At 61.4% G+C, this 24,814-nt stretch carries 29 protein-coding genes; 14 read left to right on the forward strand and 15 right to left on the reverse strand.

Going from position 1 to position 24,814, the window contains the following annotated elements; all coding sequences use genetic code 11:
- The first annotated feature begins 351 nt into the window (after positions 1-351).
- Entirely contained in the window at positions 352-915 is a 564-nt protein-coding gene (locus F753_RS0125100; RefSeq protein WP_031297970.1) for an REP-associated tyrosine transposase, read from the forward strand.
- A gap of 228 nt (positions 916-1,143) precedes the next feature.
- Positions 1,144-1,584 (forward strand): YtoQ family protein, encoded by a 441-nt coding sequence (locus F753_RS40010; RefSeq protein WP_023445902.1) that lies wholly within the window; start codon positions 1,144-1,146, stop codon positions 1,582-1,584.
- 126 nt (positions 1,585-1,710) lie between these two features.
- Here the strand turns inward: F753_RS40010 and cysN are convergent, their stop codons facing one another.
- From cysN to F753_RS40025, 3 genes are all read right to left on the reverse strand, one after another.
- Positions 1,711-3,609: a sulfate adenylyltransferase subunit CysN gene (gene cysN / locus F753_RS40015; RefSeq protein ID WP_023445903.1), complete on the reverse strand. Its 1,899-nt coding sequence runs from the start codon at positions 3,607-3,609 to the stop codon at positions 1,711-1,713.
- 11 nt (positions 3,610-3,620) lie between these two features.
- Positions 3,621-4,538, reverse strand: coding sequence for a sulfate adenylyltransferase subunit CysD (gene cysD, locus F753_RS40020; RefSeq protein ID WP_023445904.1), 918 nt, complete (start codon positions 4,536-4,538; stop codon positions 3,621-3,623).
- A 187-nt stretch (positions 4,539-4,725) separates the two neighbouring features.
- Positions 4,726-5,484, reverse strand: a complete 759-nt coding sequence (locus tag F753_RS40025) for a Nif3-like dinuclear metal center hexameric protein (RefSeq protein WP_023445905.1) — start codon at positions 5,482-5,484, stop codon at positions 4,726-4,728.
- Between the two features lie 161 nt (positions 5,485-5,645).
- On the opposite strand from F753_RS40025, the gene algW reads away from it, so the two are divergent.
- Positions 5,646-6,800, forward strand: a complete 1,155-nt coding sequence (gene algW / locus F753_RS40030) for a Do family serine endopeptidase AlgW (protein ID WP_023445906.1) — start codon at positions 5,646-5,648, stop codon at positions 6,798-6,800.
- 105 nt (positions 6,801-6,905) lie between these two features.
- Here algW and hisC read toward each other — a convergent pair whose 3' ends face one another.
- From hisC to F753_RS40085, 11 genes are all read right to left on the reverse strand, one after another.
- A complete protein-coding gene (hisC, locus tag F753_RS40035; protein ID WP_023445907.1) occupies positions 6,906-7,952 on the reverse strand; it encodes a histidinol-phosphate transaminase in 1,047 nt (348 codons plus the stop codon).
- A 112-nt stretch (positions 7,953-8,064) separates the two neighbouring features.
- Positions 8,065-9,375, reverse strand: coding sequence for a histidinol dehydrogenase (gene hisD / locus F753_RS40040; protein WP_023445908.1), 1,311 nt, complete (start codon positions 9,373-9,375; stop codon positions 8,065-8,067).
- 169 nt (positions 9,376-9,544) lie between these two features.
- Positions 9,545-10,177, reverse strand: coding sequence for an ATP phosphoribosyltransferase (gene hisG / locus F753_RS40045; RefSeq protein WP_003302822.1), 633 nt, complete (start codon positions 10,175-10,177; stop codon positions 9,545-9,547).
- 75 nt (positions 10,178-10,252) lie between these two features.
- Positions 10,253-11,518: a UDP-N-acetylglucosamine 1-carboxyvinyltransferase gene (gene murA, locus F753_RS40050; RefSeq protein WP_023445909.1), complete on the reverse strand. Its 1,266-nt coding sequence runs from the start codon at positions 11,516-11,518 to the stop codon at positions 10,253-10,255.
- Between the two features lie 103 nt (positions 11,519-11,621).
- Positions 11,622-11,861 carry a BolA family protein gene (locus tag F753_RS40055; RefSeq protein WP_003302826.1) on the reverse strand — a complete coding sequence of 80 codons (240 nt, stop codon included), beginning with the start codon at positions 11,859-11,861 and terminating at the stop codon, positions 11,622-11,624.
- Positions 11,862-11,960: 99 nt separating this feature from the next.
- The gene (locus F753_RS40060; RefSeq protein ID WP_003302828.1) at positions 11,961-12,452 is read right to left on the reverse strand and encodes a phosphate-starvation-inducible protein PsiE; all 492 of its coding nucleotides are present in this window, start codon (positions 12,450-12,452) and stop codon (positions 11,961-11,963) included.
- Positions 12,453-12,465: 13 nt separating this feature from the next.
- Positions 12,466-12,780, reverse strand: coding sequence for an STAS domain-containing protein (locus tag F753_RS40065; RefSeq protein ID WP_023445910.1), 315 nt, complete (start codon positions 12,778-12,780; stop codon positions 12,466-12,468).
- Positions 12,773-13,420 carry an MlaC/ttg2D family ABC transporter substrate-binding protein gene (locus tag F753_RS40070; protein ID WP_023445911.1) on the reverse strand — a complete coding sequence of 216 codons (648 nt, stop codon included), beginning with the start codon at positions 13,418-13,420 and terminating at the stop codon, positions 12,773-12,775. The genes F753_RS40065 and F753_RS40070 overlap by 8 nt, the downstream gene beginning before the upstream one ends.
- Positions 13,421-13,431: 11 nt before the next feature.
- Positions 13,432-13,890 (reverse strand): outer membrane lipid asymmetry maintenance protein MlaD, encoded by a 459-nt coding sequence (mlaD, locus tag F753_RS40075; protein WP_014821378.1) that lies wholly within the window; start codon positions 13,888-13,890, stop codon positions 13,432-13,434.
- On the reverse strand, positions 13,890-14,687 hold the full coding sequence (mlaE, locus tag F753_RS40080; protein ID WP_003302833.1) for a lipid asymmetry maintenance ABC transporter permease subunit MlaE: 798 nt from the start codon (positions 14,685-14,687) through the stop codon (positions 13,890-13,892). Before mlaE ends, mlaD begins: the two co-directional genes overlap by 1 nt.
- Positions 14,680-15,495 (reverse strand): ATP-binding cassette domain-containing protein, encoded by an 816-nt coding sequence (locus tag F753_RS40085; protein ID WP_023445912.1) that lies wholly within the window; start codon positions 15,493-15,495, stop codon positions 14,680-14,682. The genes mlaE and F753_RS40085 overlap by 8 nt, the downstream gene beginning before the upstream one ends.
- A 281-nt stretch (positions 15,496-15,776) precedes the next feature.
- Here F753_RS40085 and F753_RS40090 point away from each other — a divergent pair, with 281 nt between their 5' ends.
- The 10 genes from F753_RS40090 to F753_RS40135 all read left to right on the forward strand — a co-directional run bounded on the left by F753_RS40090 (position 15,777) and on the right by F753_RS40135 (position 22,773).
- On the forward strand, positions 15,777-16,751 hold the full coding sequence (locus F753_RS40090) for a KpsF/GutQ family sugar-phosphate isomerase (RefSeq protein WP_023445913.1): 975 nt from the start codon (positions 15,777-15,779) through the stop codon (positions 16,749-16,751).
- Positions 16,751-17,275, forward strand: coding sequence for a KdsC family phosphatase (locus F753_RS40095; protein WP_023445914.1), 525 nt, complete (start codon positions 16,751-16,753; stop codon positions 17,273-17,275). The genes F753_RS40090 and F753_RS40095 overlap by 1 nt, the downstream gene beginning before the upstream one ends.
- Positions 17,276-17,283: 8 nt before the next feature.
- Positions 17,284-17,856 carry an LPS export ABC transporter periplasmic protein LptC gene (gene lptC, locus F753_RS40100; RefSeq protein WP_031297976.1) on the forward strand — a complete coding sequence of 191 codons (573 nt, stop codon included), beginning with the start codon at positions 17,284-17,286 and terminating at the stop codon, positions 17,854-17,856.
- Positions 17,843-18,388: a lipopolysaccharide transport periplasmic protein LptA gene (lptA, locus tag F753_RS40105; protein WP_003302840.1), complete on the forward strand. Its 546-nt coding sequence runs from the start codon at positions 17,843-17,845 to the stop codon at positions 18,386-18,388. Before lptC ends, lptA begins: the two co-directional genes overlap by 14 nt.
- Positions 18,388-19,113, forward strand: a complete 726-nt coding sequence (lptB, locus tag F753_RS40110; protein ID WP_003302842.1) for an LPS export ABC transporter ATP-binding protein — start codon at positions 18,388-18,390, stop codon at positions 19,111-19,113. Before lptA ends, lptB begins: the two co-directional genes overlap by 1 nt.
- Before the next feature lie 146 nt (positions 19,114-19,259).
- Positions 19,260-20,774, forward strand: coding sequence for an RNA polymerase factor sigma-54 (locus tag F753_RS40115; protein ID WP_031297981.1), 1,515 nt, complete (start codon positions 19,260-19,262; stop codon positions 20,772-20,774).
- A gap of 74 nt (positions 20,775-20,848) precedes the next feature.
- A complete protein-coding gene (gene hpf, locus F753_RS40120; RefSeq protein ID WP_003302844.1) occupies positions 20,849-21,157 on the forward strand; it encodes a ribosome hibernation-promoting factor, HPF/YfiA family in 309 nt (102 codons plus the stop codon).
- A gap of 7 nt (positions 21,158-21,164) precedes the next feature.
- Entirely contained in the window at positions 21,165-21,629 is a 465-nt protein-coding gene (gene ptsN, locus F753_RS40125) for a PTS IIA-like nitrogen regulatory protein PtsN (RefSeq protein ID WP_014821385.1), read from the forward strand.
- Entirely contained in the window at positions 21,630-22,487 is an 858-nt protein-coding gene (gene rapZ, locus F753_RS40130) for an RNase adapter RapZ (protein ID WP_014821386.1), read from the forward strand.
- Between the two features lie 13 nt (positions 22,488-22,500).
- Positions 22,501-22,773, forward strand: a complete 273-nt coding sequence (locus tag F753_RS40135) for an HPr family phosphocarrier protein (RefSeq protein ID WP_014821387.1) — start codon at positions 22,501-22,503, stop codon at positions 22,771-22,773.
- Between the two features lie 50 nt (positions 22,774-22,823).
- On the opposite strand, the gene pmbA is transcribed toward F753_RS40135, so the two are convergent.
- Complete coding sequence (gene pmbA, locus F753_RS40140) at positions 22,824-24,170, reverse strand: metalloprotease PmbA (protein ID WP_023445918.1); 1,347 nt, start codon at positions 24,168-24,170, stop codon at positions 22,824-22,826.
- Positions 24,171-24,282: 112 nt separating this feature from the next.
- Between pmbA and yjgA the strand changes: the two genes are divergently transcribed.
- Entirely contained in the window at positions 24,283-24,804 is a 522-nt protein-coding gene (gene yjgA, locus F753_RS40145; RefSeq protein WP_023445919.1) for a ribosome biogenesis factor YjgA, read from the forward strand.
- Positions 24,805-24,814 lie beyond the last annotated feature (10 nt).

Here is a 24,814-nt window from a genome sequence, read left to right on the forward strand (position 1 = left end):
ACCCACTCGAACGTCGGATTACGCCTTCGGCTAATCCAACCTACCTCGACTGAACATCGCGGTACGGCGGATCGGCATCCGTATGATGGAATCGCCAAAGGCGCTTCCGTCGGTTACCGCGAACCGACTGTATCCACCGCCCCAACACCGCAACCGCACCCACCCACTCGAACGTCGGATTACGCCTTCGGCTAATCCAACCTACGTTGCCTGGACATCGCGGGGCGGCGAACCGCTTTCCGTAAGATGGAATCGCCGTAGGCGCTTCCTTCGTTTACCGCGACTGGGCCACACCTCCGACGGCTGATCCAACTTACACTTTTGGCTCATTAATACGTCGAGGGGGCAAGGATGCCTAACTATCGTCGCGCCCTGGCCCCAGGGGCGAGCTGGTTTTTTACGGTGAATCTTCTTGAGCGGCGCGGCAATGATTTACTGGTGCAACACATCGATGTTCTGCGTACTGCCGTCCGGCGCGTGCATCGACTCCATCCCTTTACTATCAATGCCTGGGTAGTTTTACCCGAGCATATGCATTGCGTCTGGACACTACCGCCGGGCGATGCGGACTATTCGCTGCGTTGGCGCTTGATCAAAACGTTCTTCAGCCGCGCCTTGCCCCTGGACGAATACCGTTCGGCTGTACGCCTGCATCGCGGCGAGCGGGGTATCTGGCAGCGCCGTTATTGGGAACACCTCATCCGTAACGAAGCCGATTTCCGGCGACATATGGATTATGTGTATGTAAACCCGCTCAAGCATGGCCTGGTTCAGCGCGTTGAGGACTGGCCCTATTCGAGCTTTCACCGCGACGTTCGTGCCGGGCTGTACCCTGCCGACTGGGCGGGCGATCCGGAGCTTGTATTGCCAAGAGCCAAGCGTGCTGCTTGCGGCCTGTTGCATCCCTTTCCGTAAGATGGAATCGCCGAAGGCGCTTCCGTCGTTTACACCGAACCGGCTGCATCCATCGCCCAACGTCGAAACCGCACCCACCCTCACGAACGTCGGATTACGCCTTCGGCTAATTCAACCTACGTAAGGCATTGACGGGCTATCGCTGGCCCTCACGCAGGTGCTGGGCTAGCATCGGTCCCTCTTTGCCTGCGAGGCATATCGCAAGCAGCAAGATATTTAGGAGGAACCATGCCATTTACCGTTTACCTGTCCGGCGAGATCCATACCGATTGGCGCGATGAAATCGAGCGCGGCGCTAAGGCCGCCGGACTCGATGTAGTCTTCACTTCCGCCGTAACGGATCACGAAGCCAGCGATGCCGCCGGCGATTGCCTGGGCGCCGAGCCTAATGGGTTCTGGCGCGACCATAAGTCGTCCAAGGTAAACGCGATCCGCACCAAGACGCTGATCCAACAAGCAGATCTGGTGGTGGTGCGCTTCGGCGACAAGTACAAGCAATGGAACGCCGCCTTCGACGCTGGTTACTGCGCAGCCCTGGGCAAGCCTTATGTGACGCTCCATGGCGACGACCTCGTGCATCCCCTGAAGGAAGTCGACGCAGCCGCCATGGCTTGGGCTACCACCACAGAGCAGGTGGTGGAGATTATTAAGTACGTGGTTCGCGACTGATAGCTGGCGATATCGGCAGGCTGATAGCCTGCGTTCGCCGCGAGGGCGCGCCTCCTACGCAAGCAAAGCAACCGCTATAAACAAAAACGCCCTGCATCTGCAGGGCGTTTTTGTTACCGCGACTGCTTAGATCGCACCACGCTGACGCAACAGATCAATAACCTGCTTGGCACCCTCTTCCACCGTCAGCGACTCGGTGTCGATCACCAGATCGGCATTGCCCGGCACATCGTAGGGGAAGGATTCGCCGGGAATGTTGTCGCCGCCCGCCGCATACAGACCTTGCGGGTCACGTTGCTGGCAGGTTTGCGGTGAGGCCTGGACATAGACGGTAATGGCCCGATCAGCACCAATCAGCGCCTTGGCCTGTTCGCGTCCTTCGGCATCCGGCGCGACGAATGCTGCCAGGGTCAAAAGACCCGCCTCGTTGAACTGGCGCGCCACATGGGCGGCACGGCGCCAGTTTTCGGTGCGGCCGGCGCGATCCTGCGGTAGGCCCTTGTTGAGATCGTGGCGCAGGTTCTGGCCATCGAGCACGTAAACTGCGCGGCCCATATCGAACAGCTTGCGCTCCACCGCATAAGCCAGCGTGCTCTTGCCGGCGCCGGAAAGGCCGGTAAACAGCACGGTCGCCGGTTGTTGGCCGAAGCGAGTGGCGCGCTCTTCGGTAGACACATGAGCCAGCGCGCCGTGATGGCCGCCCGATCCATGGGCAACCGGGTCGGCGATGATCATGCCGGCGCCGACGGTGCCATTGGTAAGGCGATCGATGACGATGAAGGCGCCGGTGGTGCGGTTCTGCGCGTAGCCATCAAGGGCGATCGGCGCGTCCAGGCTGACCTTGACCTTACCGATCTCGTTGAGCTGCAGACTGCTCGCAGCCCCCTCTTCCAGGGTGTTCACATCGACCTTATGGGCGATGCTGGCAATGGAGCCCGGCACGTAGCTGGTGGCACGCTTGATGTCGTATTTCTTGCCCGGCAGCATCGGCTCTTCGCCCATCCAGACGAGCATCGCATCGAAGCTGTCGGCGATACGCGGACGACTGTCCGCATGTACCAGCATGTCGCCGCGCGAAACATCGATCTCGTCTTCCAGCGTCAGGGTGACGGCTTCACCCGGCGTCGCCTGCTCCAGCTCGCCATCGAAGGTGACGATGGATTTGACACGGCTGGTCTTGCCGGACGGCAGCACGGCGATCTCGTCGCCCTTGCGCACGATACCGCTGGCCAGGGTGCCGGCGAAGCCACGGAAGTTCAGATTCGGGCGGTTGACGTACTGCACCGGGAAGCGCAGGTCGTCGAAGTTACGGTCGCCGGCGATCTCGACACTCTCGAGAATCTCCATCAGCGACTGCCCCTCGTACCAAGGCGCGCGCTCGCTGCGATTGACCACGTTGTCGCCCTTCAGCGCCGACATCGGCACGAAGTGTAGAGACGACGGCTTGAGCTCGATGCGATCGGCAAATGCCAGGTAGTCGGCCTTGATCTTCTCGAACACGTCCTGATCGAAGTTCATCAGGTCCATTTTGTTGATGGCGACGACGATATGCTTGATGCCCAACAACGAGGTAATGAAGCTGTGACGCTTGGTCTGGGTCTGCACGCCGTAACGGGCATCGACCAGAATGATCGCCAGGTCGCAGGTCGACGCGCCGGTCGCCATGTTGCGCGTGTACTGCTCATGGCCAGGAGTATCGGCAATGATGAACTTGCGCTTGGCGGTGGAGAAATAGCGGTAGGCCACATCGATGGTGATGCCTTGCTCGCGCTCGGCCTGCAGCCCATCGACCAGCAGCGCCAGATCGACGTCTTCGCCAGTGGTGCCAACCTTCTTGGAGTCGCGAGTGATCGCTTCGAGATGGTCCTCGTAGATCATCTTCGAATCGTGCAGCAGACGGCCGATCAGCGTGCTCTTGCCGTCATCGACGTTGCCGCAGGTCAGGAAGCGCAGGAGTTCCTTGCGCTCGTGTTGCGCCAGGTAGGCGAGGATGTCCTCGCTGATCAATTCGGATTGGTGGCTCATGGTGCGCTTCCTTAGAAATAACCCTGGCGTTTCTTTTCTTCCATCGAGCCGGTGGCGTCATGGTCGATGACGCGCCCCTGACGTTCGGAAGTACGGGTCAGGAGCATCTCCTGGATGATTTCCGGCAGGCTGGTCGCGGTCGACTCGACCGCACCGGTGAGCGGATAGCAACCGAGGGTGCGGAAGCGGACCATGCGTTTTTCGATGCGCCCTTTTTCCTCATCGGTGAGGTGCTCGAGAATGCGCTCATCGTCGATCATGATCAACGTGCCGTTCTTCTCGATGACTTCCCGCTCGGCAGCGAAGTACAGCGGCACGATCGGGATCTGCTCGAGGTAGATGTACTGCCAGATATCCAGCTCGGTCCAGTTGGAGAGCGGGAACACGCGGATCGACTCGCCCTTCTTGACCTTGCCGTTGTAGAGATTCCACAGCTCGGGGCGCTGGTTCTTCGGGTCCCAGCGGTGCTTGCTGTCACGGAAGGAGTAGACACGCTCCTTGGCGCGAGACTTCTCTTCGTCGCGACGGGCACCACCGAAGGCGGCATCGAAACCGTACTTGTCCAGCGCCTGCTTGAGCCCTTCGGTCTTCATCACATCGGTGTGCTTGGCACTTCCGTAGGTGAAGGGGTTCATGTCCTGCGCCACACCGTCGGGGTTGATGTGGGTGATCAGCTCAAGGCCCATCTCCTCGACCATCTTGGTGCGGAAGCTGTACATCTCCTGAAATTTCCAGCGCGTGTCGACATGCAGCACTGGGAACGGCAGCTTGCCAGGGAAGAAGGCCTTGCGCGCCAGGTGCAGCATTACGGCCGAATCTTTGCCGATGGAATACAGCATCACCGGGTTGCCGAACTCTGCAGCGACCTCACGAATGATATGGATGCTTTCCGCTTCCAGCTGTTTCAGATGCGTCAGTTTGTCGACCATGGCTACTCACGATTTGGCAGATGGACGGCCGGCCGGCCGTGGAATGGGCGCAACTCTAACACGACCTTCAATTCTAATCAGGCCGCCTTTTAGACCTAAAAGCTATAGATTTATATCGACTCTCCGCCATGCCACGGAACCGTGAAATGGGGGGGCTGCACGACTCACTGCGCTTGTAGAGCAAGCTTTACGCGGGGTTTGGGCAATCGATGAATTGGTGCTCGATGCCGAAGCGACTTGCCAGGTACTCACCCAACGCACGGATCCCATAGCGCTCTGTCGCATGATGGCCGGCAGCGAAGAAGCTCAGGCCATTTTCACGCGCGATATGTGCCGTGGGCTCGGAGATTTCGCCGGTGATATAGGCGTCCACTCCGGCCGCCACAGCCTGATCGATATAGCCCTGTGCACCACCTGTGCACCAGGCAACGCGCCGAATCGAGCCGTTGCCGGCAACCATCAGTGGCTCCCGTCCGAGCACCTCATGGATTCGATGCATGAAATCGGCAGGCGTCAGCGGCTTCTCGAGCGAACCAACCAACCCCACCGAACGCGGATTGCCCGGCTCCAGCGGACCTTCGATGCTAAGACCGAGCAGGGCGCCCAGTCGGGCGTTGTTGCCGACCTCGGGGTGGACATCGAGTGGCAGGTGGTACGCCAGCAGGCTGATATCGTTGCTTAGCAGTGTTTTCAGGCGGCGCTGCTTCATGCCGACGACGCGGGCATCTTCGTTTTTCCAGAAATACCCATGGTGGACCAGGACCACATCGGCGCCCGCCTCGACTGCCGCATCCAGTAATGCCTGGCTGGCCGTCACACCGCTGACGATCCGCGCCACCTGAGGACGCCCTTCGACCTGCAGACCATTGGGGCAGTAATCGGCAATCCTCGCGGCATCCAGATACCGGTCTGCTTCCTGAACCAGGGCAGTGAGCGCAACAGTCATGGCAACCTCTTGGTAGGTGAGACACGGCTCGATAGATTTCTCGTCGAACCGCCACGGCAAATCATGCACACATGAAGCTGCATTTCAGTTGGAGCTTCGTATAATGCCGCCACCTTAAGGGGCGCTCCCCGCGCCCGCAACTCTGTCCGGACCCCTGCGCGATGTTCAATGCCCTACGTTTTCTCGGCTGGCCGTTGCTGGTCGGCTTGCTCGTAGCACTGCTGATCATCCAGCGTTACCCGCAGCTGGTGGGTGTCAAGGAGCACGACATCGGTCTACAGCAGGCACCGCTGGTCGCCAGCGCACCGCAGCAGGGCCCTTATTCGTACGCCAACGCGGTGGCGGCCGCTGCGCCAGCAGTCGCCAACCTCTACACCACCAAGGTCATCGAGAAGACCGAGCAGCAACCGCTGTCCAAGGACCCGCTGTTTCAACGCTTCTTCAGTGACAACCTGCCGAGGCAACGGCGCATGGAGTCGAGCCTCGGTTCTGCGGTAATCATGAGTTCCGAAGGATACTTGCTGACCAACAACCATGTGACCGCCAACGCCGAGCAGATCGTCGTGGCCCTCAAGGATGGCCGGGAAACGCTGGCCCGGGTGATTGGCAGCGATCCCGAGACCGACCTTGCTGTGCTGAAGATCGACCTGGCCGACCTGCCGGCCATCACGCTCGGCCATTCCGATCGCATACGCGTCGGCGACGTCACCCTGGCGATCGGCAACCCCTTCGGTGTTGGCCAGACGGTCACCATGGGCATCATCAGCGCCACTGGTCGCAACCAGCTGGGCCTGAATACCTATGAGGATTTCATCCAGACAGACGCTGCAATCAACCGCGGCAACTCGGGCGGCGCGCTGGTGGATGCCGGCGGCAACCTGATCGGCATCAATACCGCCATCATTTCCGAGTCTGGCGGTTCCCAGGGCATCGGTTTCGCGATTCCGGTAAAGCTGGCTCTGGAAGTGATGAAGTCGATCATCGAGCACGGCCAGGTGATCCGTGGCTGGCTGGGCGTGGAGGTGCAGTCGCTGACCCAGGAGCTTGCCGAGTCCTTTGGTCAGGAGGGACGACCGGGAATCGTGGTGGCCGGTGTCTACCGCGACGGCCCGGCGGCACGCGCCGGACTTCAGCCAGGCGACCTGATCCTGAGCATCGACGGGGTGCAGTCGGCCGACGGACGCAGCTCGATGAATCAGGTCGCACGCGCGCGCCCAGGCGAGAATATCGACATCGACATCCTGCGCAATGGCAAGCCGCTGACCCTTACCGCCGAAGTTGGCATGCGACCACCGGTGAACGCGGCGCCGAAATAGCGATGACGCTCCTGCCAAAAGAGTGAAATGCAGCAACATGCTGCGCCCCCTCCACCACTTGATCGGCAAGGGCAGGCAGTAAGCCTGCCCGAACCAGACTCAGCGTCAGCCGAGCGCAGCCAACAGCGCCTGATTCTGCTCCGGCGTACCGATGGTGATACGCAGAAACTGCTCGATACGTGGCTGCTTGAAGTGCCGCACGATCACGCCCTGCTCGCGCAGGCTCGCGGCTATCGCGGCCGCATCGCGCTGCGGATGACGTGCGAAAATGAAGTTCGCCGCCGATGGCAGAACCTCGAACCCCAGCCCCTGCATAGCCGTGACTACCGCCTCGCGACTGTCGATGACCTGCTGACAGGTCTGCTGGAAATGGGCGCGATCCTCGAACGCCGCCGCCGCGCCGGCGATGGCGATACGGTCCAGCGGGTAGGAATTGAAGCTGTTCTTGATCCGCTCCAGCGCCTCGATCAGATCCGGATGGCCGACTGCCAGACCCACACGAAGGCCGGCCAGCGAACGCGACTTGGACAGCGTCTGCGTCACCAGCAGATTCGGATAACGGTCCACCAATGCGATGGCAGACTCACCGCCGAAATCCACATAGGCCTCATCGACCAGCACCACGGATTCAGTGTTCGCCTGCAATAGCTGCTCGATCGCCTGAAGTGGAAGCAGGCAGCCAGTCGGCGCATTCGGGTTGGGGAAGATGATGCCGCCGTTCGGCCGGTTGTAATCGGCCACATCGATCTGGAACTGTTCATCGAGCGCGACGGTTTCGTAGGCGATGCCATACAGCCCACAATACACCGGGTAGAAGCTGTAGCTGATATCAGGGAACAGCAGCGGCTGGCCATGCTGGAACAGGCCATGGAACGCATGGGCGAGTACTTCGTCCGAGCCGTTACCAACGAATACCTGTGCCGGCTGCACGCCGTAGTAGGTGGCCACCGCCTGCTTCAGCCGCTCGCCGTTCGGGTCGGGATAAAGCCGCAGATTGTCGTTGAGCTCGGCCTGCATCGCGGCAATCGCGCGCGGCGACGGACCATAGGGGTTCTCGTTGGTGTTGAGCTTGACCAGCTTACTCAGCTTGGGCTGCTCACCCGGCACATAGGGCACCAGGTCCTTGACGAAAGGGCTCCAGAATTTGCTCATCTGCCCTTCTCTCCTCGAAAGTGATCGGTTGGTCGTGAGGCGATAGTTCAAAACGCCTTGCCGAGTGGCGACGGCGAACGGGCATGAGCCAGTCCGTGCCGGCCGCCCAGCGTCAGCTCTTGATGCGGTACTCGGCGCTGCGCGCATGCGCGGTCAGCGATTCGCCGCGCGCCAGCACCGATGCCACCTTGCCCAACGTCGAGGCACCCTCGGCCGAGCAATTGATGATCGACGAGCGCTTCTGGAAGTCATACACACCCAGCGGCGAGGAGAAGCGCGCCGTGCCCGAGGTCGGCAGCACGTGGTTCGGGCCAGCGCAGTAATCGCCCAGCGCCTCGGCGGTGTAACGCCCCATGAAGATCGCGCCGGCATGCCGAATCTGCGGCAGCCATTGCTCCGGCTCGGCGACCGAAAGCTCCAGGTGCTCAGGCGCGATGCGGTTGGCGACATCGATCGCCTGCTGCATGTCGGCCACCTGAATCAGCGCACCACGGCCTTCGATGGAGGTACGGGCGATATCGGCACGCTCCAGCGTCGGCAGCAGGCGGGCGATGCTTTCGGCGACGCGATCAAGGAAGGCGGCATCCGGGCTGACCAGAATCGACTGGGCATCCTCGTCATGCTCGGCCTGGGAGAACAGGTCCATGGCGATCCAATCCGGGTCGGTCTGGCCGTCGCAGACCACCAGGATTTCCGACGGGCCGGCGATCATGTCGATGCCGACCTTGCCGAACACATGGCGTTTGGCGGTAGCCACATAGATGTTTCCGGGGCCGACGATCTTGTCCACTGGAGGCACGCTCTCCGTGCCGTAGGCCAGCGCCGCGACCGCCTGAGCGCCACCGATGGTGAAGACCCGATCGACGCCGGCAATGCAGGCCGCCGCGAGCACCAACTCATTGAGCTCGCCACGCGGGGTAGGCACGACCATGACCACTTCCGGCACACCAGCAACCTTGGCCGGAATGGCGTTCATCAGCACCGACGATGGATAGGATGCCTTGCCGCCCGGCACGTAGAGACCGGCGCGGTCCAGCGGGGTGACTTTCTGCCCCAGCACCGTGCCGTCGGCTTCGGTATAGGTCCAGGAGTCCTGTTTCTGCCGCTCGTGATAGCTGCGCACCCGCTCGGCAGCAATTTCGAGGGCCTCGCGCTGTTCCGGGGTAATCCGCTCGAGGGCCTGCTCCAGACGTGCGCGTGGCAGGATCAGATCAGCCATGGAGGCGACCTGTAGTCCATCGAAGCGCTGGGTCAGCTCGACCAGCGCCGCATCGCCGCGCTCGCGCACAGCCTTGATGATCTCCAGCACTCGCTCGTTTACGCCATCGTCGGAAACGCTTTCCCAGCTCAACAGATGATCCAGATGACGTGCGAAGTCGGCATCGGCAGCGTTGAGTCGACGAATGGCGGAGGGAGCGGTCATAGCGGGCCTCATGGTTGGCTAGGCATCGGAAGCGGCCGGCTTCGTTGCAATGGCACGAAGCACCGGCCGGATTCTCAGGCGCCGCTAGAATATCAAGCCCACCGTGCGGGCACCTGAGAATTTCAGCTATGGCACGGATAGGCAGGCGCGGTGGGGACCGCGAAACGCATCAATGCTGATGCTGCTGAACCGCCGTATGCAGGGTATCGATCAGCGCTTGGATGCGCGCATGCTGCATCTTCATCGAAGCCTTGTTCACCACGAGCCGCGAACTGATGTGTGCGATCAGTTCCTGGGGCTCTAGGCCATTGGCACGCAGGGTGTTGCCGGTGTCGACGACGTCGATGATCTTATCCGCCAGCCCCACCAGCGGCGCCAGCTCCATCGAGCCGTACAGCTTGATGATGTCGACCTGGCGGCCCTGCTCGGCGTAGTAGCGCTTGGCGACATTGACGAACTTGGTCGCCACGCGCAGGCGGCCCTTGGGCTCCGGCGCACCGACCTTGCCGGCGGTCATCAACTTGCAGTTGGCGATGCGCAGATCGAGTGGCTCGTACAGCCCCTGGCCGCCGTACTCCATCAGCACATCCTTGCCGGCGACGCCGAGATCGGCCGCACCATGCTCGACATAGGTGGGCACGTCGGTAGCGCGGACGATCAGCAGACGCACATCATCCTGAGTGGTCGGGATGATCAGCTTGCGGCTCTTGTCCGGGTTCTCGGTGGGCACGATGCCGGCTGCGGCGAGCAGCGGCAGGGTATCGTCGAGGATGCGGCCTTTGGACAGGGCGATGGTAAGCATGGAGCACATTTCCTTTGGAACCTCGGGTGGGCCCTTGATAGTCCAGGGCCCGCTAGCCATCCGTCTCGCGAAAACCTAGCCAGGCACGCGGCGAATCTTCGCGCCCAGCAGCTGCAGCTTCTCTTCGATGCACTCGTAGCCACGATCAATGTGGTAGATGCGATCGATCAGCGTATCGCCCTCGGCAACCAGGCCGGCGATGACCAGGCTTGCCGACGCGCGCAGATCGGTCGCCATGACCGGCGCACCTTTGAGACGCTCGACGCCGGTGACAATGGCGGTATTGCCTTCGACCAGTATCTGCGAGCCCATGCGGTTCATCTCGTAGACGTGCATGAAGCGATTCTCGAAAACGGTCTCGATCACCGTGCCGGTGCCTTCGGCAATGGCGTTCAGCGCAATGAACTGCGCCTGCATGTCGGTCGGAAACGCGGGGTATGGCGCAGTCCGCACGTTGACTGCCTTTGGCCGCTTGCCCTTCATGTCCAACTCGATCCAGTCGCTACCGGTGTCGATATGCGCGCCAGCCTCAACCAGCTTATGCAGCACAGCTTCGAGCAGCGTTGCGTCGGTATCCTTCAAGCGAACACGGCCACCAGTGGCAGCCGCCGCGACCAGATAGGTCCCGGTTTCTATACGGTCGGGCATCACGCTGTAACGACCACCGCCAAGACGTTTAACCCCATCGATGGTGATGGTGTCGGTGCCAGCACCGGAAACCTTAGCACCCATGGAGTTGAGGAAGTTGGCCAGGTCAACCACCTCGGGCTCACGCGCGGCGTTTTCCAGCACGCTGCGGCCGTTGGCCAGCGCGGCGGCCATCATGATGTTTTCGGTACCGGTCACACTTACCGTATCGAAGAAGAAATGCGCACCACGCAATCCACCGGCAGGCGCCTTGGCCTTGATGTAGCCACCTTCGACGTCAATGTGCGCGCCCATGGCTTCGAGACCACGGATGTGCAGATCGACCGGCCGCGAGCCAATGGCGCAACCGCCGGGCAAGGCAACTTCGGCTTCGCCAAAACGCGCGACCATCGGGCCGAGCACCAGGATCGAGGCGCGCATGGTCTTCACCAGCTCATAGGGCGCAACCAGCGTCTTGATGCTGCTGGCGTCCACTTCGACACTGAGCTTTTCGTCGATGACCGGCTGCACGCCCATGCGACCGAACAGCTCGATCATCGTGGTGATGTCGTGCAGGTGCGGCAGGTTGCATACCGTGACAGGGGTGTCGGCCAACAAAGTGGCGGCCAGAATCGGCAGGGCTGAGTTCTTCGCACCGGAAATGCGAATCTCGCCATCGAGGCGAATACCGCCGGTAATGATCAGTTTGTCCATGAGTATTCCCGTAAGCCGCAGGCTGTAAGCACTGCCGAAGGGGGCGGCGCAGTCAATTCGACGCGCTCTGCCTGGAATGAGTGGAGGTGCTGGCCGCCAGCGATCAGGCGCGCCCGGCCCAGTCGACGCGACTGAAGAACTTCATGGTGACGGCGTGAATGCTGCCGTCGGCGATCCAGGGGTTGAGGTGGGCGTAGATCTGCTGCTGGCGTTTGACCGGGCTCAGACCGGCCAGCTCGTCACTGATCACGTTGAGCTGGAAGTTGCAGCCTTCGCCTTCCACTTCTACCTGGGCACCTGGAATCTTCTCTTCCAGGAAATTCTTCACTTCTTGGGCCTGCATGTTCAACCTCGATCGGCGCAGGACGCGCACGGGCCGATCATCATACAAAAAAGCCCGAAGGCTGCGAACCCCGAACCTCGCCGAACCAACGCAGATGTCTCAATCGAGCGTCTCGGCGCCCTGGTCACGGCTACGCGAATGGCGTGGCCGACCGCTATCGCTTTGCACGGCGGGAAAGCGTGAGGAGGCGAAGCGCACCACCAGAATCGCCAACGCCAGAAGCAGGATCGCACCGGATACGTAGACCACGCCCATGTCAGGACGATGGTGGTGGGAAACATCGGAGATCAACAGGCGGGTCAGCGCGGTAATCGCCACGTAGATCAGGAATCGCACCGGCATGTGGTTGGTCTTGAAATAGATCCCGACCATCGCACCCAGCTCCAGGTAGATGAACAGCAGCAGGATGTCATCGACCGTGATATGGCCCTTCTCGACCATGCCGAGAAAGGCCATGACCGCCGCCCAGGCCGTCACCGCGCCGATCGCAAACAGCGCCAGGTAGTGGAACGTCTCGACCAGCAGATTGCCCAGCGATTCGGCCAGCTCATGCACGCTATCGCGCAGCTCTTCCGCCCAGCGCAGTTTCATACGGCTATTCCTTTCAGACCCGGGATGCTTCCAGCGGCAGGATATCCAGCAAGCCGGACACCTTGGCAATCTTTTCCATATCGTCAGGTAACGCAGTGACGCGCAGTTCGACGCCGGCGGCCTTGGCATCGCGAATGAACGCCAGCAGGAGAGAAAGCCCGACACTGCTGGACCGCTCGACCGCCGAGCAATCCAGCATAAGTGCCGAGCGGCTGTCCGCGATCAGCGCTCGCCCGGCCTCGCGCAGCGCGGGTCCGCTGCTGTAGTCGAGCACGCCGATCAGGCGCAGTTCGCCTTCGGCACCACGCTCGATACGCGCCTCACTCATCGCCAGCAGCCTGCTGCCCGGCTTCGGTGTCCTTCGCGCGCGCCACCACCTCGGCCCAACCATCGATGGTCTTATCCAGATCGCCGCCGTTACGCTGCATGGAATCGGCGAACTGATCGCGGAACAGCTTGCCAATGTTAATGCCATTGATGATCACATTGCGCACTCGCCACTCGCCGGCGTTGACCATGGTGTAGGACACCGGATAGATCTCGCCCTGGCGCCCTACCACCTCCATGCCGACGCTGGTGCGCTTGTCATCAGCCTTGCCGCTCGACGGCAGCACGCGGATCTGCTGGTTGTTGTATTCCAGCAGGGCGTTGCCATAGAACTGCATCAGGCTGCGCTTGAAATTCTCCTGGAAGCGCGTCATCTGCTCAGGCGAGGCGTTGCGCGAATATTTGACGGTCATGATGCTGCGCGAGATGCCTTCGGCATCGACGACCGGGCCGAGAATCTCGTTCAGCGAGTCATAGAAAGCCGCCGGATCGTTGCGGTACTGCTCCTTGTTGGCCTTCAGATCGGCCAGCAACTCATCGGTGGTCTGCTGAATGACCTGGTGGGCTGTCAGCGCAGCGTGGGAGAACATGGGCAGAACGGCCAACAGAATCAGCAGGCCGCGGCGCAAGGCAGTCATCATGTGCATCTCCTTCAATCTTTGTTAACCGAGTTGAGCAGGAATTTGCCGATCAGATCCTCGAGCACCAGCGAGGACTGGGTGTCCTGAATGGTGTCGCCATCCGCGAGCAACTCCTCCTCACCGCCGACGCTGATGCCGATGTACTTCTCACCCAGCAGCCCTGCGGTAAGGATCGAAGCCGTCGAGTCGGCCGGCAGGATGTCGACATCCTGCTGGATTTCCAGCGTGACTCGTCCGGTGTAGCTGTCACGATCCAGGTCGATCGCGGTGACCTTGCCGATGGTCACGCCAGCCATGGTCACCTTGGATCGGACAGTCAATCCGGCAATATTGTCGAAATAGGCATACAGCTTGTAAGTGTCGGCATCAGTGACGCTCAGCCCGCTGACACGCAGTGACAGCAGCAGCAAGGCCAGCAGCCCGGCAAGCAGGAACAGCCCGACACCCATTTCCAGTGTGCGGATACGCATCAGAAATCTCCAAACATCAACGCGGTCAAAATGAAATCGAGGCCGAGCACCGCCAGCGAGGCGTAAACCACAGTCCGGGTGGTGGCACGGCTGATACCTTCGGAGGTCGGGTCGCAATCGTAGCCCTGGAACACGGCGATCCAGGTCACTACCAGCGCAAAGACGACGCTCTTGATAACGCCGTTGAGCACATCGGAACTGAAGTCGACACTGTTCTGCATGTTGGCCCAAAACGAGCCTTCGTAGACACCGAGCCACTCCACCGCCACCATCGCTCCGCCCCAGATACCGACCACGTTGAAGATCAGCGTCAGCAGCGGCAGCGAGATGAAACCGGCCCAGAGGCGCGGAGCGATGATGTACTTGAGCGGATCGACTCCGATCATTTCCAGGCTCGAGAGCTGCTCGGTCGACTTCATGTTGCCAATCTCGGCCGCCAGAGCCGAGCCGGCACGCCCGGCGAACAGCAGCGCAGTAACCACCGGACCGAGCTCGCGCAACAGCGTCAGTGCGACCATCTGCCCAACCGCCTGCTCGGAGCCGTAGCTGCTGAGAATGTTGTAGCCCTGCAGCGCCAGCACCATGCCGATGAAGATGCCGGAGACAACTACAATGGCCAGTGACAGCACACCAACCGAATAGAGCTGCTTGACCAGCAGCGAAAAACCGTTACGCAGCCCGCTTCGCCCGAACAGCGCATGCACGAGAAATATCGTCGAGCGCCCCAGGGCTGCCAGCACATCCAGTCCGGCGCGACCGAGCAGGGCAATCCGATCCAACAACGAACGCTTACGCATCGGTGCCTCTCAGTAGATCGTCGGCATAGGCCGGTGCAGGAAAATGGAATGGCACCGGCCCGTCGGCTGCGCCCGTCATGAATTGCCTGATGCGCGGATTGTTCGACTCCATCAGCTCCGCCGGCGTGCCCTTGCCAAGCACCTGGGCATCGCCAACCACGTAGATGTAGTCAGCAATGGACGCGGTTTCGGCCAGATCGTGCGAGACCACGATACTGGTGATGCCCAGCGCGTCGTTGAGCAGGCGAATCAGCCGCACGAGAACGCCCATCGCAATCGGATCCTGCCCGGCGAAGGGTTCGTCATACATCAGAATCTGCGGATCCAGAGCAATCGCCCGCGCCAGCGCGACACGCCGCTTCATACCACCGGACAGCTCGTCGGGCATCAGTTCGATGGCGCCACGTAGCCCTACCGCTTCGAGCTTCATCAGCACGATGTCGCGGATCATCTCGTCTGGGAGCTTGGTATGCACCCGCAGCGGAAACGCAACGTTCTCGAACACGTCGAGATCGGTGAACAGTGCCCCGCTCTGGAACAGCACACCCATCTGCTTGCGCATGTCGAACAGCTCGCTGCGCGAGAGGCTCGGCAGATTATTTCCCGCCACCCAGACTTCACCACGCGACGGCATCAGCTGCGCAGCGATCAGGCGCAGCAGCGTCGTCTTGCCACAACCGGACGGCCCCATGATGGCCGTAACCTTCCCTCGCGGTATGGCGATATCGACATCGTTGAAAATACTGCGCTCGCCTCGCTTGAAGGTCACTCCCTTCAGCTCGACGGCGAAGTCATTGCAGGCGCTCATCTGGTCTCCTTGCATGCAGTCTGCGAAACAGACGGCTCCCGATGACGCTGGGATACTTTCTGCCCTGACCGTTTTCGGCGGCGCACTATAGCATCGCGCCAGAGGCCGCCCAACCGATGAGCGTTTCGGCAGATGACGAGCGACGCCCCGTTCAGCTTCGGTTCAGCTCAGGCTGATCAAATTGATTGTGCCGACCCACAGTGATGTGCCGACATTTTCCATGAGCCCGCAACGGATTCTCGCTATAATCCCCGCCTTTTAATCGGACGACCTCGCCAGCCATGAGCCAGAGCAGCCAATTGATCGAAACCGCGCAACGCACCATCCGCCTGGAAATAGAAGCGGTTGAGCAGTTGAACGCACGTATCGATGCCGATTTCGTGCAGGCTTGCGAGCTGATCCTTGGCTGCAAGGGCCGAGTGGTCGTGGTTGGCATGGGCAAATCCGGGCACGTCGGCCGCAAGATCGCCGCCACATTGGCCAGCACCGGCACCGCTGCCTTCTTCGTGCACCCCGCCGAGGCCAGCCATGGCGACATGGGCATGATCACTCAGGACGACGTGGTCCTCGCCCTTTCCAACTCCGGCACCACCAGCGAGATCGTCACCCTGTTACCGCTGATCAAGCGGCTCGGCATCACCCTGATCAGCATGACCGGCAACCCCAACTCGGTACTGGCCAAGGCCGCTGCGGTGAATCTGGACGCTAGCGTCGCCATCGAAGCCTGCCCGCTGAACCTCGCGCCGACCTCCTCCACCACTGCCAGCCTGGTGCTCGGCGATGCCCTGGCTATCGCGCTGCTCGAGGCTCGTGGGTTCACTGCTGAAGATTTCGCCTTCTCTCACCCGGGCGGCGCGCTGGGCCGCCGCCTGCTGTTGAAAGTCGAGCACGTCATGCATACCGGCGAGCGCTTGCCGAGGGTTCCGCGCGGCACATCGCTGCGCGACGCCCTGCTGGAAATGACGCAGAAGGGCCTGGGCATGACCGTCATCGTCGAAGCGGACGGACGACTCGCCGGCATCTTCACCGACGGCGATCTGCGCCGTGCGCTGGACAAGGGAGTCGACGTGCGCCAGACGCGCATCGACGAGATCATGACCGTACACGGCAAGACCGCCCATGCCGAGATGCTCGCCGCCGAGGCTCTGAAGATCATGGAAGACCACAAGATCAGTTCGCTGGTAGTCGTCGATGACCAGGAGTTGCCGATTGGTGCGCTGAACATGCACGACCTCCTGCGCGCGGGGGTGATGTAATGCACGAACACCTGCTGCAACGCGCCCGCGACATTCGCCTAGCGATCTTCGACGTCGATGGTGTGCTCACCGATGGCCGCCTTTATTTCCTGACCGACGGCAGCGAGTTCAAGACGTTCAACACACTGGACGGCCACGGCATCAAGATGCTGATCAACTCCGGCGTGCGCACCGCGATCATCAGCGGGCGCAAGACGCCCGTGGTAGAGCGTCGAGCGCAGAACCTCGGTATCCAGCACCTTTATCAGGGGCGCGAGGACAAGCTGGTCGTGCTCGACGAACTGCTGACCGAACTTGGCCTGAGCTACTCTGAAGTAGCCTATCTCGGTGACGACCTGCCTGATCTGCCGGTGATACGCCGCGTAGGCCTCGGCATGGCCGTGGCCAGCGCCGACACCTTCGTTCGTGAACATGCCCACGGCGTTACCCTGGCCCGCGGTGGCAAGGGTGCGGCACGCGAGTTCTGCGAACTGATCATGCGCGCGCAGGGCACCCTGGCCGCCGCGCAAAACGCATATCTGTAGGGGTCTGCATGCTTCGCAAAATGCGCTTCGCTGTCCTGCTGACGCTGATCGCCGCCCTGCTGGTGGCGGTCGGCTACTGGAACATCCGGCCGGAAAGCTTCATGCAGGAGCCGTCCGTCGCCAGTGGCGCAACGCCTGATGTCGACTTCTATGTGATCAAATCCCGCACGGTGCAATATCAGCCCGACGGCAAGCGCAACTACGAACTGACCGCAGACAAACTCGAGCACATCAAGGCGAGCGACATCAGCCTGCTGACCAAACCGGATCTGCTGTCCTATCGCGGCACCGAACTGCCGTGGCACGTGCGTAGTGAGCGCGGCGAAGTATCGGCCGAAGGCGACGAGGTGCTGCTGATCGATCAGGTCAAGGTCGAGCGCACCGACGCCAAGGGGCGCCCGACGATCCTGACCACCAGCCGCCTGACGGTGTGGCCGGAGAAGGATTATGCCGAGACAAACCAAGCCGTTAGAATCGAGGCCGCCAATGGCGTGACCACGGCAACCGGCATGAAAGCGTACATGGATGACGGCAGGATGCTCCTGCTGTCCAACGTAAGAGGCCAGCATGAGCTGCGTTAAGACTCTCCCCCTCCTGCTCGGTTTGAGCGCATTCTGGCTTGGCGCCAGCGCCTGGGCGCTTCCCGAGGATCGTGAACAACCAATCCGCGTTCAAGCCGACACCGCCGAACTGGACGACCGACAGGGCGTGGCGGTCTACCGCGGCGACGTGGTCATCACCCAGGGCACGATGAAGATCACCGGCGACACGGTGACCATTACCCAGGATGACAACGGCGACGTCGAAGTCTTCACCTCCATCGGCAAGCCGGCCTACTACGAGCAGAAGCCTGCGGTGGACAAGGAGATCGTCAAAGCCTACGGCCTGACCATCCAGTATTTCGCCGCCAACGAGCGGATCGTGCTCATCGATCAGGCCAAGGTCGTTCAGGAAGGCAACACCTTCGAAGGCGAGAAGATCGTCTATGACACCCGTCGGCAGATCGTCAACGCCGGTCGCGCCACCAATGCCGATGTCACCACGCCGCGCCCGCGCGTGGACATGGTGATCCAGCCGCGTAAAAACGGTCAGGCTGCGGAGCAGCCCGAGTAATGGCCGTTCTCAAAGCCCAGCATCTGGCCAAGAGCTACAAGAGCCGGCAGGTCGTGCGCGATGTCAGCCTGTCCATTGAAAGCGGGCAGATCGTCGGCCTGCTCGGCCCCAACGGCGCCGGCAAGACCACCTGCTTTTACATGATCGTCGGCCTGGTGAATGCCGACCAGGGCCGCGTGCTGATCGATCAGGACGACGTCACCCACCTGCCGATGCACGGGCGCGCACGGGCCGGCATTGGCTACCTGCCACAGGAGGCCTCGATCTTTCGCAAGCTCTCGGTCGCCGACAACATCATGGCCATTCTCGAGACCCGCAAGGATCTGGACCGCAACGGCCGTCAGCAGGCGTTGGAAGGCCTACTGCAGGAATTCCATATAAACCATATCCGCGACAGCCTCGGCATGAGCCTCTCTGGAGGTGAAAGACGCCGCGTGGAGATTGCCCGCGCACTGGCCACCGCACCGAAGTTCATCCTGCTAGATGAACCCTTTGCCGGTGTGGACCCGATTTCAGTGGGCGATATCAAGCAGATCATCCATCACCTCAAGGCCAAGGGCATCGGCGTGCTGATCACCGATCACAACGTCCGCGAGACCCTGGATATCTGCGAGACGGCCTACATCGTCAACGACGGGCAACTGATTGCCGAGGGCGATGCGCAGACCATCCTGAGCAATCAGCTGGTCAAGGAAGTCTATCTGGGCCACGAATTCCGCCTGTAAGGCGGATTTTTTGCTCGGCTCGGCAAATCGGCTCTAGGCAAAGGCTTCATCGGCAGGCATATAATTTGCTTTCTGCCGGCGCCCCGCGCACGGCATGTCGGAATGGGCGCGGTTGCGCCGGCATAAAAGGTTCGAAGTCCTCTGCCATGAAACCATCGCTAGTCCTGAAGATGGGCCAGCAGCTGACGATGACACCGCAGCTGCAACAGGCCATACGGCTCCTCCAGCTATCCACCCTCGATCTGCAACAGGAGATCCAGGAGGCGCTGGACTCCAATCCCATGCTCGAGCGCGAAGAAGACGGAGACGACTTCGACAGCTCCGACCCTATGGCCGAGGCCGCTGAACGGCCAGGCGACACCGTCACCGAGAAGAGCAGCAGCCAGGAAAGCACCTACGAGGAGCCCTCTCATAGCAGTGACAGCCTGGACGACAGCGACGGCGACTGGGGCGAGCGGATTCCCAGCGAGCTTCCGGTCGACACCGCCTGGGAAGACATCTACCAGACCAGCGCCAGCAGCCTGCCCAGCAACGATGACGACGAGTGGGATTTCACCAGCCGGACATCGAGCGGCATAAGCCTGCAGAGCCATCTGCTGTGGCAGCTCAACCTCGCGCCAATGAGCGACACCGACCGGCTGATCGCGACCACCCTCATCGACTGCATCAATGAACAGGGTTATCTCGAAGAGACGCTGCAGGAAATCGTCGACTCGTTCGATCCCGAGCTGGAAATCGAACTCGACGAGGTCGAGGTCGTTCTGCGTCGTATCCAGCAATTCGAACCGGCCGGCATCGGCGCACGTGACCTGCGTGAGTGTCTGCTTTTGCAGCTGCGCCAACTGCCCGACCGCACACCATGGCTGAGCGAAGCGAAGCGTCTGGTCAGCGACTATCTGGACATCCTCGGCAGCCGGGATTACAGCCTGCTGATGCGGCGAATGAAGATCAAGGAAGACGACCTGCGCCAGGTCATCGAACTGATCCAGAGCCTGAACCCGCGCCCGGGGTCGCAGATCGAGGCGAGCGAACCGGAATACGTGGTGCCCGACGTGATCGTGCGCAAGCACAATGATCGCTGGCTGGTCGAGCTGAATCAGGAAGCCATGCCGCGCCTTCGCGTCAACGCGCAATACGCCGGCTTCGTCAAACGCGCCGACTCCAGCGCGGACAACACCTTCATGCGCAACCAGCTGCAGGAAGCGCGCTGGTTCATCAAGAGCCTGCTCAGCCGCAACGAGACCCTGATGAAGGTGGCGACTCAGATCATCGAACACCAGCGCGCCTTCCTCGAGCATGGTGACGAGGCGATGAAGCCTCTGGTACTGCACGACATCGCCGAGGCGGTGGGCATGCATGAGTCGACCATCTCCCGCGTGACCACGCAGAAATACATGCACACGCCACGCGGCATCTACGAACTCAAATACTTCTTCTCCAGCCACGTCAGCACGGCTGAAGGCGGCGAATGTTCGTCCACCGCGATCCGCGCGATCATCAAGAAACTGGTCGCCGCGGAAAACCAGAAAAAGCCGTTGAGCGACAGCAAGATCGCTGGTTTACTGGAAGCGCAGGGCATCCAGGTGGCCCGCCGCACAGTTGCGAAGTACCGCGAGTCGCTTGGTATCGCACCATCCAGCGAGCGCAAGCGTCTACTGTGATCGGCCCCTGGTCGAACTGTCCCGGCGGCAGGCCTACCAACCTGCTCTTCGTACAAGGCAAAGGAGATAGCAGTATGCAAGTCAACATCAGCGGTGTTCATCTGGAAGTAACCGATGCCCTGCGTGACTACATCGAGGAAAAATTCGATCGGCTTGCTCGCCACTTCGACCGCATCATCAGCGTTCAGGTGATCCTCCAGGTCGAGAAACTCAAGCAGAAAGCCGAAGCAACCTTGCACGTCGCAGGCCGCGAAGTCGTGGCCATCGCCGATCACGAAGACATGTACGCTGCCGTCGACCTGTTGGTCGACAAGCTCGATCGCCAGTTGATCAAGCACAAGGAGAAGCAGCTCGACCACACACAGGGCGCTGTCACCCGCTGACTCCAATATGATCCGACTCGAAAACATCCTCACCCCCGGGCGTTCCTTGGTGAACGTCCCGGGCGGTAGCAAGAAGCGCGTCCTGGAACAGATCGCCAAGGTGATCGCCCAGGACCTTATCGATCTCGACTCCCAGACCATCTTCGAAAGCCTGATCGCGCGCGAGAAGCTCGGCTCGACCGGCTTCGGCAACGGCATCGCCATCCCGCACTGCCGCATGGTTGGCTGCAATGCGCCGCTGAGCGCCGTTCTGCGCCTGCAGACGCCAGTGGATTTCGACGCCATCGACGGCGCGCCGGTGGACCTGCTGTTCGTCCTGCTGGTACCGGAGGCCGCCACCGACGAGCATCTCGAACTGCTGCGCCAGATCGCCAGCATGCTCGACCGCGAAGACGTACGCCAACGACTGCGCCAGGCGCCGAGCAACGAAAGCCTCTACCAGGTAGTGGTCGACGTGCAGAACGGGGCATAGATGCGGCTAATCATCGTCAGTGGACGCTCGGGTTCGGGCAAGAGCACTGCACTGAACGTGCTCGAGGACAACGGTTTCTATTGCATCGACAACCTGCCTGCCGGACTGTTGCCTGAGCTTGCCGAGCGCGCCCTGCTGCACACTGAGCTGCTGCATCCGCAGGTCGCTGTGTCGATCGACGCGCGCAACCTGCCCAGCCAGCTCAAGCGCTTCCCCGAGCTACTCGAAGAAGTCCGCGCCAGGCACATCCAGTGCGATGTGCTCTATCTGGATGCCGACGATGAGACCCTGCTCAAGCGCTTCTCTGAAACCCGCCGCCGCCATCCGTTGACCAACGAGAACCGCTCTCTGGCCGAAGCGATCCATGATGAGGAGTTGCTGCTCGCAGCGATCATCGATCACGCCGACCTGAAGATTGACACCACCCATCTCAATCTCTATCAGCTGCGCGACGTGCTCAAGTTGCGCTTGCTCAACAAGCCTGAGCCGGGCACCGCTTTTCTGGTCGAGTCATTCGGTTTCAAGCGCGGGATGCCGGTCGATGCCGATCTCGTGTTCGACGTACGTTGCCTGCCCAACCCTTACTGGAAAGCCGAGCTTCGCGACTTTTCCGGGCTAGACCAGCCGGTGATCGACTACCTCAGCGCCCAGGCCGACGTGGAAGAAATGTTCCAGGATATCCACGGCTATCTGAGCAAATGGCTACCGCGCTTTGCAGCCAGCAACCGCGCATATGTCACCATCGCCATCGGCTGCACCGGCGGCCATCATCGCTCGGTCTACCTGGCCGAGCGGCTAGGCCAGGCGTTGAGAGAACCGCTGAAGAACCTGCAGGTCCGTCATCGGGACCTCGCCTAGGAATACCTGCACCATGCCCGCCCGCGAAGTCACCATCATCAACAAACTCGGCCTGCACGCGCGCGCTGCCGCCAAGTTCGTCGCCGTTGCCAATCGCTACCCCTGCAAGATTCGCGTTGGCCGCTGTCCGGCCACGCTGGTCGACGGAAAGAGCATCATGGCGGTCATGATGCTCGCCGCCAGCAAAGGCACCACCGTGCACCTGGACACCGAAGGTGAACAGGAAGAGGACGCACTGAACGCGCTGACCGCGCTGATCGACGACTATTTCGAAGAAGGCGAGTAGACCACCTTGCCACAGCGGCGCGAATCGTTGCCGACCGCGCCGCGCCTACCTTACTTGCCAGCGACCATCATTCGCTCGACCAGCACCGAGCCGGTCCGCACGTTGCCGCGCGTTTCCACATCGCAACCGACCGCCACGATCTGGCGGAACATGTCGCGCAGATTTCCGGCAATCGTTACTTCCTGTACCGGGAACTGGATCTCGCCATTCTCGACCCAGTAGCCGCCGGCGCCACGAGAATAGTCGCCGGTCACCAGATTCAGGCCCTGTCCCATCAGCTCCGTTACCAGCAGGCCTCGGCCCATGCGCCGGATCAACGCCGCCTGATCCTCTTCCCCATGGCTGACGAACAGGTTGTGCACACCCCCGGCGTTGGCCGTACTGGGCATACCGAGCTTGCGTCCGGAATAGGTCGAAAGCACATAGGAGAGCAAGCGACCGTTTTCCACGAACGGCTTGGCATAGGTTGCCAGGCCATCGCCATCGTAGCTGGCACTACCGAGGGCACGGGGAATGTGCGGACGCTCATCGAGGCTCAGCCACTCGGGAAACAGCGTCTGCCCCAGGGCATCCTCGAGATAGGACGCCTTGCGGTAGAGATTTCCGCCGGAAATCGCTGCAATGAAGTGGCCAAACAGACCGGTCGCCAGCTCGGGGGCGAAAAGTACCGGCACTTCGCAGGTAGGAACCGGGCGCGCGCCCAGACGTCGCACGGCACGCTCGGCTGCACGCCGGCCGATGGTCTGCGGGTCGAGCAGCGCCTCGCCGATGCGATTGACGTCGTAGAAATAGTCACGCTGCATCTGCCCTTCGCTCTCGGCGATCATCACGCAACTCAGGCTGTGACGGCTGCTGCAATAGCCCCCGATGAAGCCGTTGCTGTTGCCATAGGCGCGGCAGCCCTGATGGGTATTTAGCGTAGTGCCGTCTGCGTTGCGGATACGCTGATCGAAGGCGAACGCGGCGTCTTCACAGCTGAGCGCCTGCTCGATGGCCTGTTCGGGGGTGACCGCCCACGGATGGTAAAGATCGAGATCGGGAAGCTCGCGAGCCATCAGCGTAGCGTCAGCGAGGCCAGCAAATTCGTCCTCCGAGGCATGCCTGGCGATGGCCAGCGCGGCGGCTACGGTTTCACGGATGGCGTCGTCACCACTGCCGGTGGTGCTCGCAGTGCCTTTGCTCTGGCCGACATAGAGCGTGATGCCGAAGCCCTGGTCGCGATTGAACTCGACCGTCTCCACCTCGCGCTGACGCACTGTGGTCGACAGCCCCTGCTCCATGGAGACCGAAACCTCGCTGGCGCTGGCGCCCTGCCGGCGCGCTTCCTCGATGATGCGCTCGACCTTCTCGCGCAAACCGGGCAGCGCGTGCGGGCCGATGCCCTCTACTTCACTCATAAGCACTCCCAAACCACTGCAATCGAATCAAGTTGCAACCTGGCGCCGCTCCTCTGAAGCCTGCTGCCAGGGCTGCTGTTATCATGGCGGCATTTCCTAGTGGACCATCCCCATGTCTGAACACTCCGACGCCGACGATTTCGACGAAAAAAGCAAGTCCCAGGTCAAACGCGAGCTGCTTGCCCTGCAGGAGCTAGGCGAGCGGCTAACTACCCTCAAGCCTGACCTCATCGCTCGCCTGCCGCTGAGCGACGCGTTGCAGAAGGCGCTGGTCGACGCGCCGAAACACAAGGCGCATATCGCGCGCAAACGGCACATCCAGTACATCGGTAAGCTGATGCGCGACCAGGATGTCGATGCCATTCTCGCGCTGGTCGATCAACTGGACGCCTCGACGCGCCAATACAACGAGCGCTTCCATGCGCTGGAGCGCTGGCGCGACCGTCTGATCGGCGGTGACGACGCCACCCTGGAAGCGTTCGTAACCGAATACCCCGAGACCGACCGCCAGCATCTGCGCGGGCTGATCCGCCACGCCCAGCACGAGGCGGCGCGCGACAAGCCGCCGGCCGCCAGCCGCAAGATATTCAAGTACATCCGCGAACTGGACGAAGCCAAACGCGGCTTGCGTTGACGGCAATCTC

Origin of the sequence: Stutzerimonas chloritidismutans AW-1, from assembly GCF_000495915.1 — a bacterium.
Classification (GTDB): Bacteria; Pseudomonadota; Gammaproteobacteria; order Pseudomonadales; family Pseudomonadaceae; genus Stutzerimonas; species Stutzerimonas chloritidismutans.

Coding starts and splice junctions, on each gene's coding strand:
- mlaE (WP_003302833.1), bottom strand. CDS start 14,687: ATGCGTAAGCGTTCGTTGTTGGATCGGATTGCCCTGCTCGGTCGCGCC.
- F753_RS40025 (WP_023445905.1), bottom strand. CDS start 5,484: ATGACTGTTGCGCTCACTGCCCTGGTTCAGGAAGCAGACCGGTATCTG.
- F753_RS40065 (WP_023445910.1), bottom strand. CDS start 12,780: ATGAGTGAGGCGCGTATCGAGCGTGGTGCCGAAGGCGAACTGCGCCTG.
- lptA (WP_003302840.1), top strand. CDS start 17,843: ATGAGCTGCGTTAAGACTCTCCCCCTCCTGCTCGGTTTGAGCGCATTC.
- algW (WP_023445906.1), top strand. CDS start 5,646: ATGTTCAATGCCCTACGTTTTCTCGGCTGGCCGTTGCTGGTCGGCTTG.
- pmbA (WP_023445918.1), bottom strand. CDS start 24,170: ATGAGTGAAGTAGAGGGCATCGGCCCGCACGCGCTGCCCGGTTTGCGC.
- F753_RS40010 (WP_023445902.1), top strand. CDS start 1,144: ATGCCATTTACCGTTTACCTGTCCGGCGAGATCCATACCGATTGGCGC.
- mlaD (WP_014821378.1), bottom strand. CDS start 13,890: ATGCGTATCCGCACACTGGAAATGGGTGTCGGGCTGTTCCTGCTTGCC.
- hpf (WP_003302844.1), top strand. CDS start 20,849: ATGCAAGTCAACATCAGCGGTGTTCATCTGGAAGTAACCGATGCCCTG.
- hisC (WP_023445907.1), bottom strand. CDS start 7,952: ATGAGCAAATTCTGGAGCCCTTTCGTCAAGGACCTGGTGCCCTATGTG.
- F753_RS40055 (WP_003302826.1), bottom strand. CDS start 11,861: ATGCAGGCCCAAGAAGTGAAGAATTTCCTGGAAGAGAAGATTCCAGGT.
- ptsN (WP_014821385.1), top strand. CDS start 21,165: ATGATCCGACTCGAAAACATCCTCACCCCCGGGCGTTCCTTGGTGAAC.
- hisD (WP_023445908.1), bottom strand. CDS start 9,375: ATGACCGCTCCCTCCGCCATTCGTCGACTCAACGCTGCCGATGCCGAC.
- yjgA (WP_023445919.1), top strand. CDS start 24,283: ATGTCTGAACACTCCGACGCCGACGATTTCGACGAAAAAAGCAAGTCC.
- F753_RS40095 (WP_023445914.1), top strand. CDS start 16,751: ATGCACGAACACCTGCTGCAACGCGCCCGCGACATTCGCCTAGCGATC.
- F753_RS40085 (WP_023445912.1), bottom strand. CDS start 15,495: ATGAGCGCCTGCAATGACTTCGCCGTCGAGCTGAAGGGAGTGACCTTC.
- F753_RS40135 (WP_014821387.1), top strand. CDS start 22,501: ATGCCCGCCCGCGAAGTCACCATCATCAACAAACTCGGCCTGCACGCG.
- murA (WP_023445909.1), bottom strand. CDS start 11,518: ATGGACAAACTGATCATTACCGGCGGTATTCGCCTCGATGGCGAGATT.
- F753_RS40090 (WP_023445913.1), top strand. CDS start 15,777: ATGAGCCAGAGCAGCCAATTGATCGAAACCGCGCAACGCACCATCCGC.
- hisG (WP_003302822.1), bottom strand. CDS start 10,177: ATGCTTACCATCGCCCTGTCCAAAGGCCGCATCCTCGACGATACCCTG.
- F753_RS40060 (WP_003302828.1), bottom strand. CDS start 12,452: ATGAAACTGCGCTGGGCGGAAGAGCTGCGCGATAGCGTGCATGAGCTG.
- cysD (WP_023445904.1), bottom strand. CDS start 4,538: ATGGTCGACAAACTGACGCATCTGAAACAGCTGGAAGCGGAAAGCATC.
- F753_RS0125100 (WP_031297970.1), top strand. CDS start 352: ATGCCTAACTATCGTCGCGCCCTGGCCCCAGGGGCGAGCTGGTTTTTT.
- cysN (WP_023445903.1), bottom strand. CDS start 3,609: ATGAGCCACCAATCCGAATTGATCAGCGAGGACATCCTCGCCTACCTG.
- lptC (WP_031297976.1), top strand. CDS start 17,284: ATGCTTCGCAAAATGCGCTTCGCTGTCCTGCTGACGCTGATCGCCGCC.
- F753_RS40070 (WP_023445911.1), bottom strand. CDS start 13,420: ATGATGACTGCCTTGCGCCGCGGCCTGCTGATTCTGTTGGCCGTTCTG.
- rapZ (WP_014821386.1), top strand. CDS start 21,630: ATGCGGCTAATCATCGTCAGTGGACGCTCGGGTTCGGGCAAGAGCACT.
- F753_RS40115 (WP_031297981.1), top strand. CDS start 19,260: ATGAAACCATCGCTAGTCCTGAAGATGGGCCAGCAGCTGACGATGACA.
- lptB (WP_003302842.1), top strand. CDS start 18,388: ATGGCCGTTCTCAAAGCCCAGCATCTGGCCAAGAGCTACAAGAGCCGG.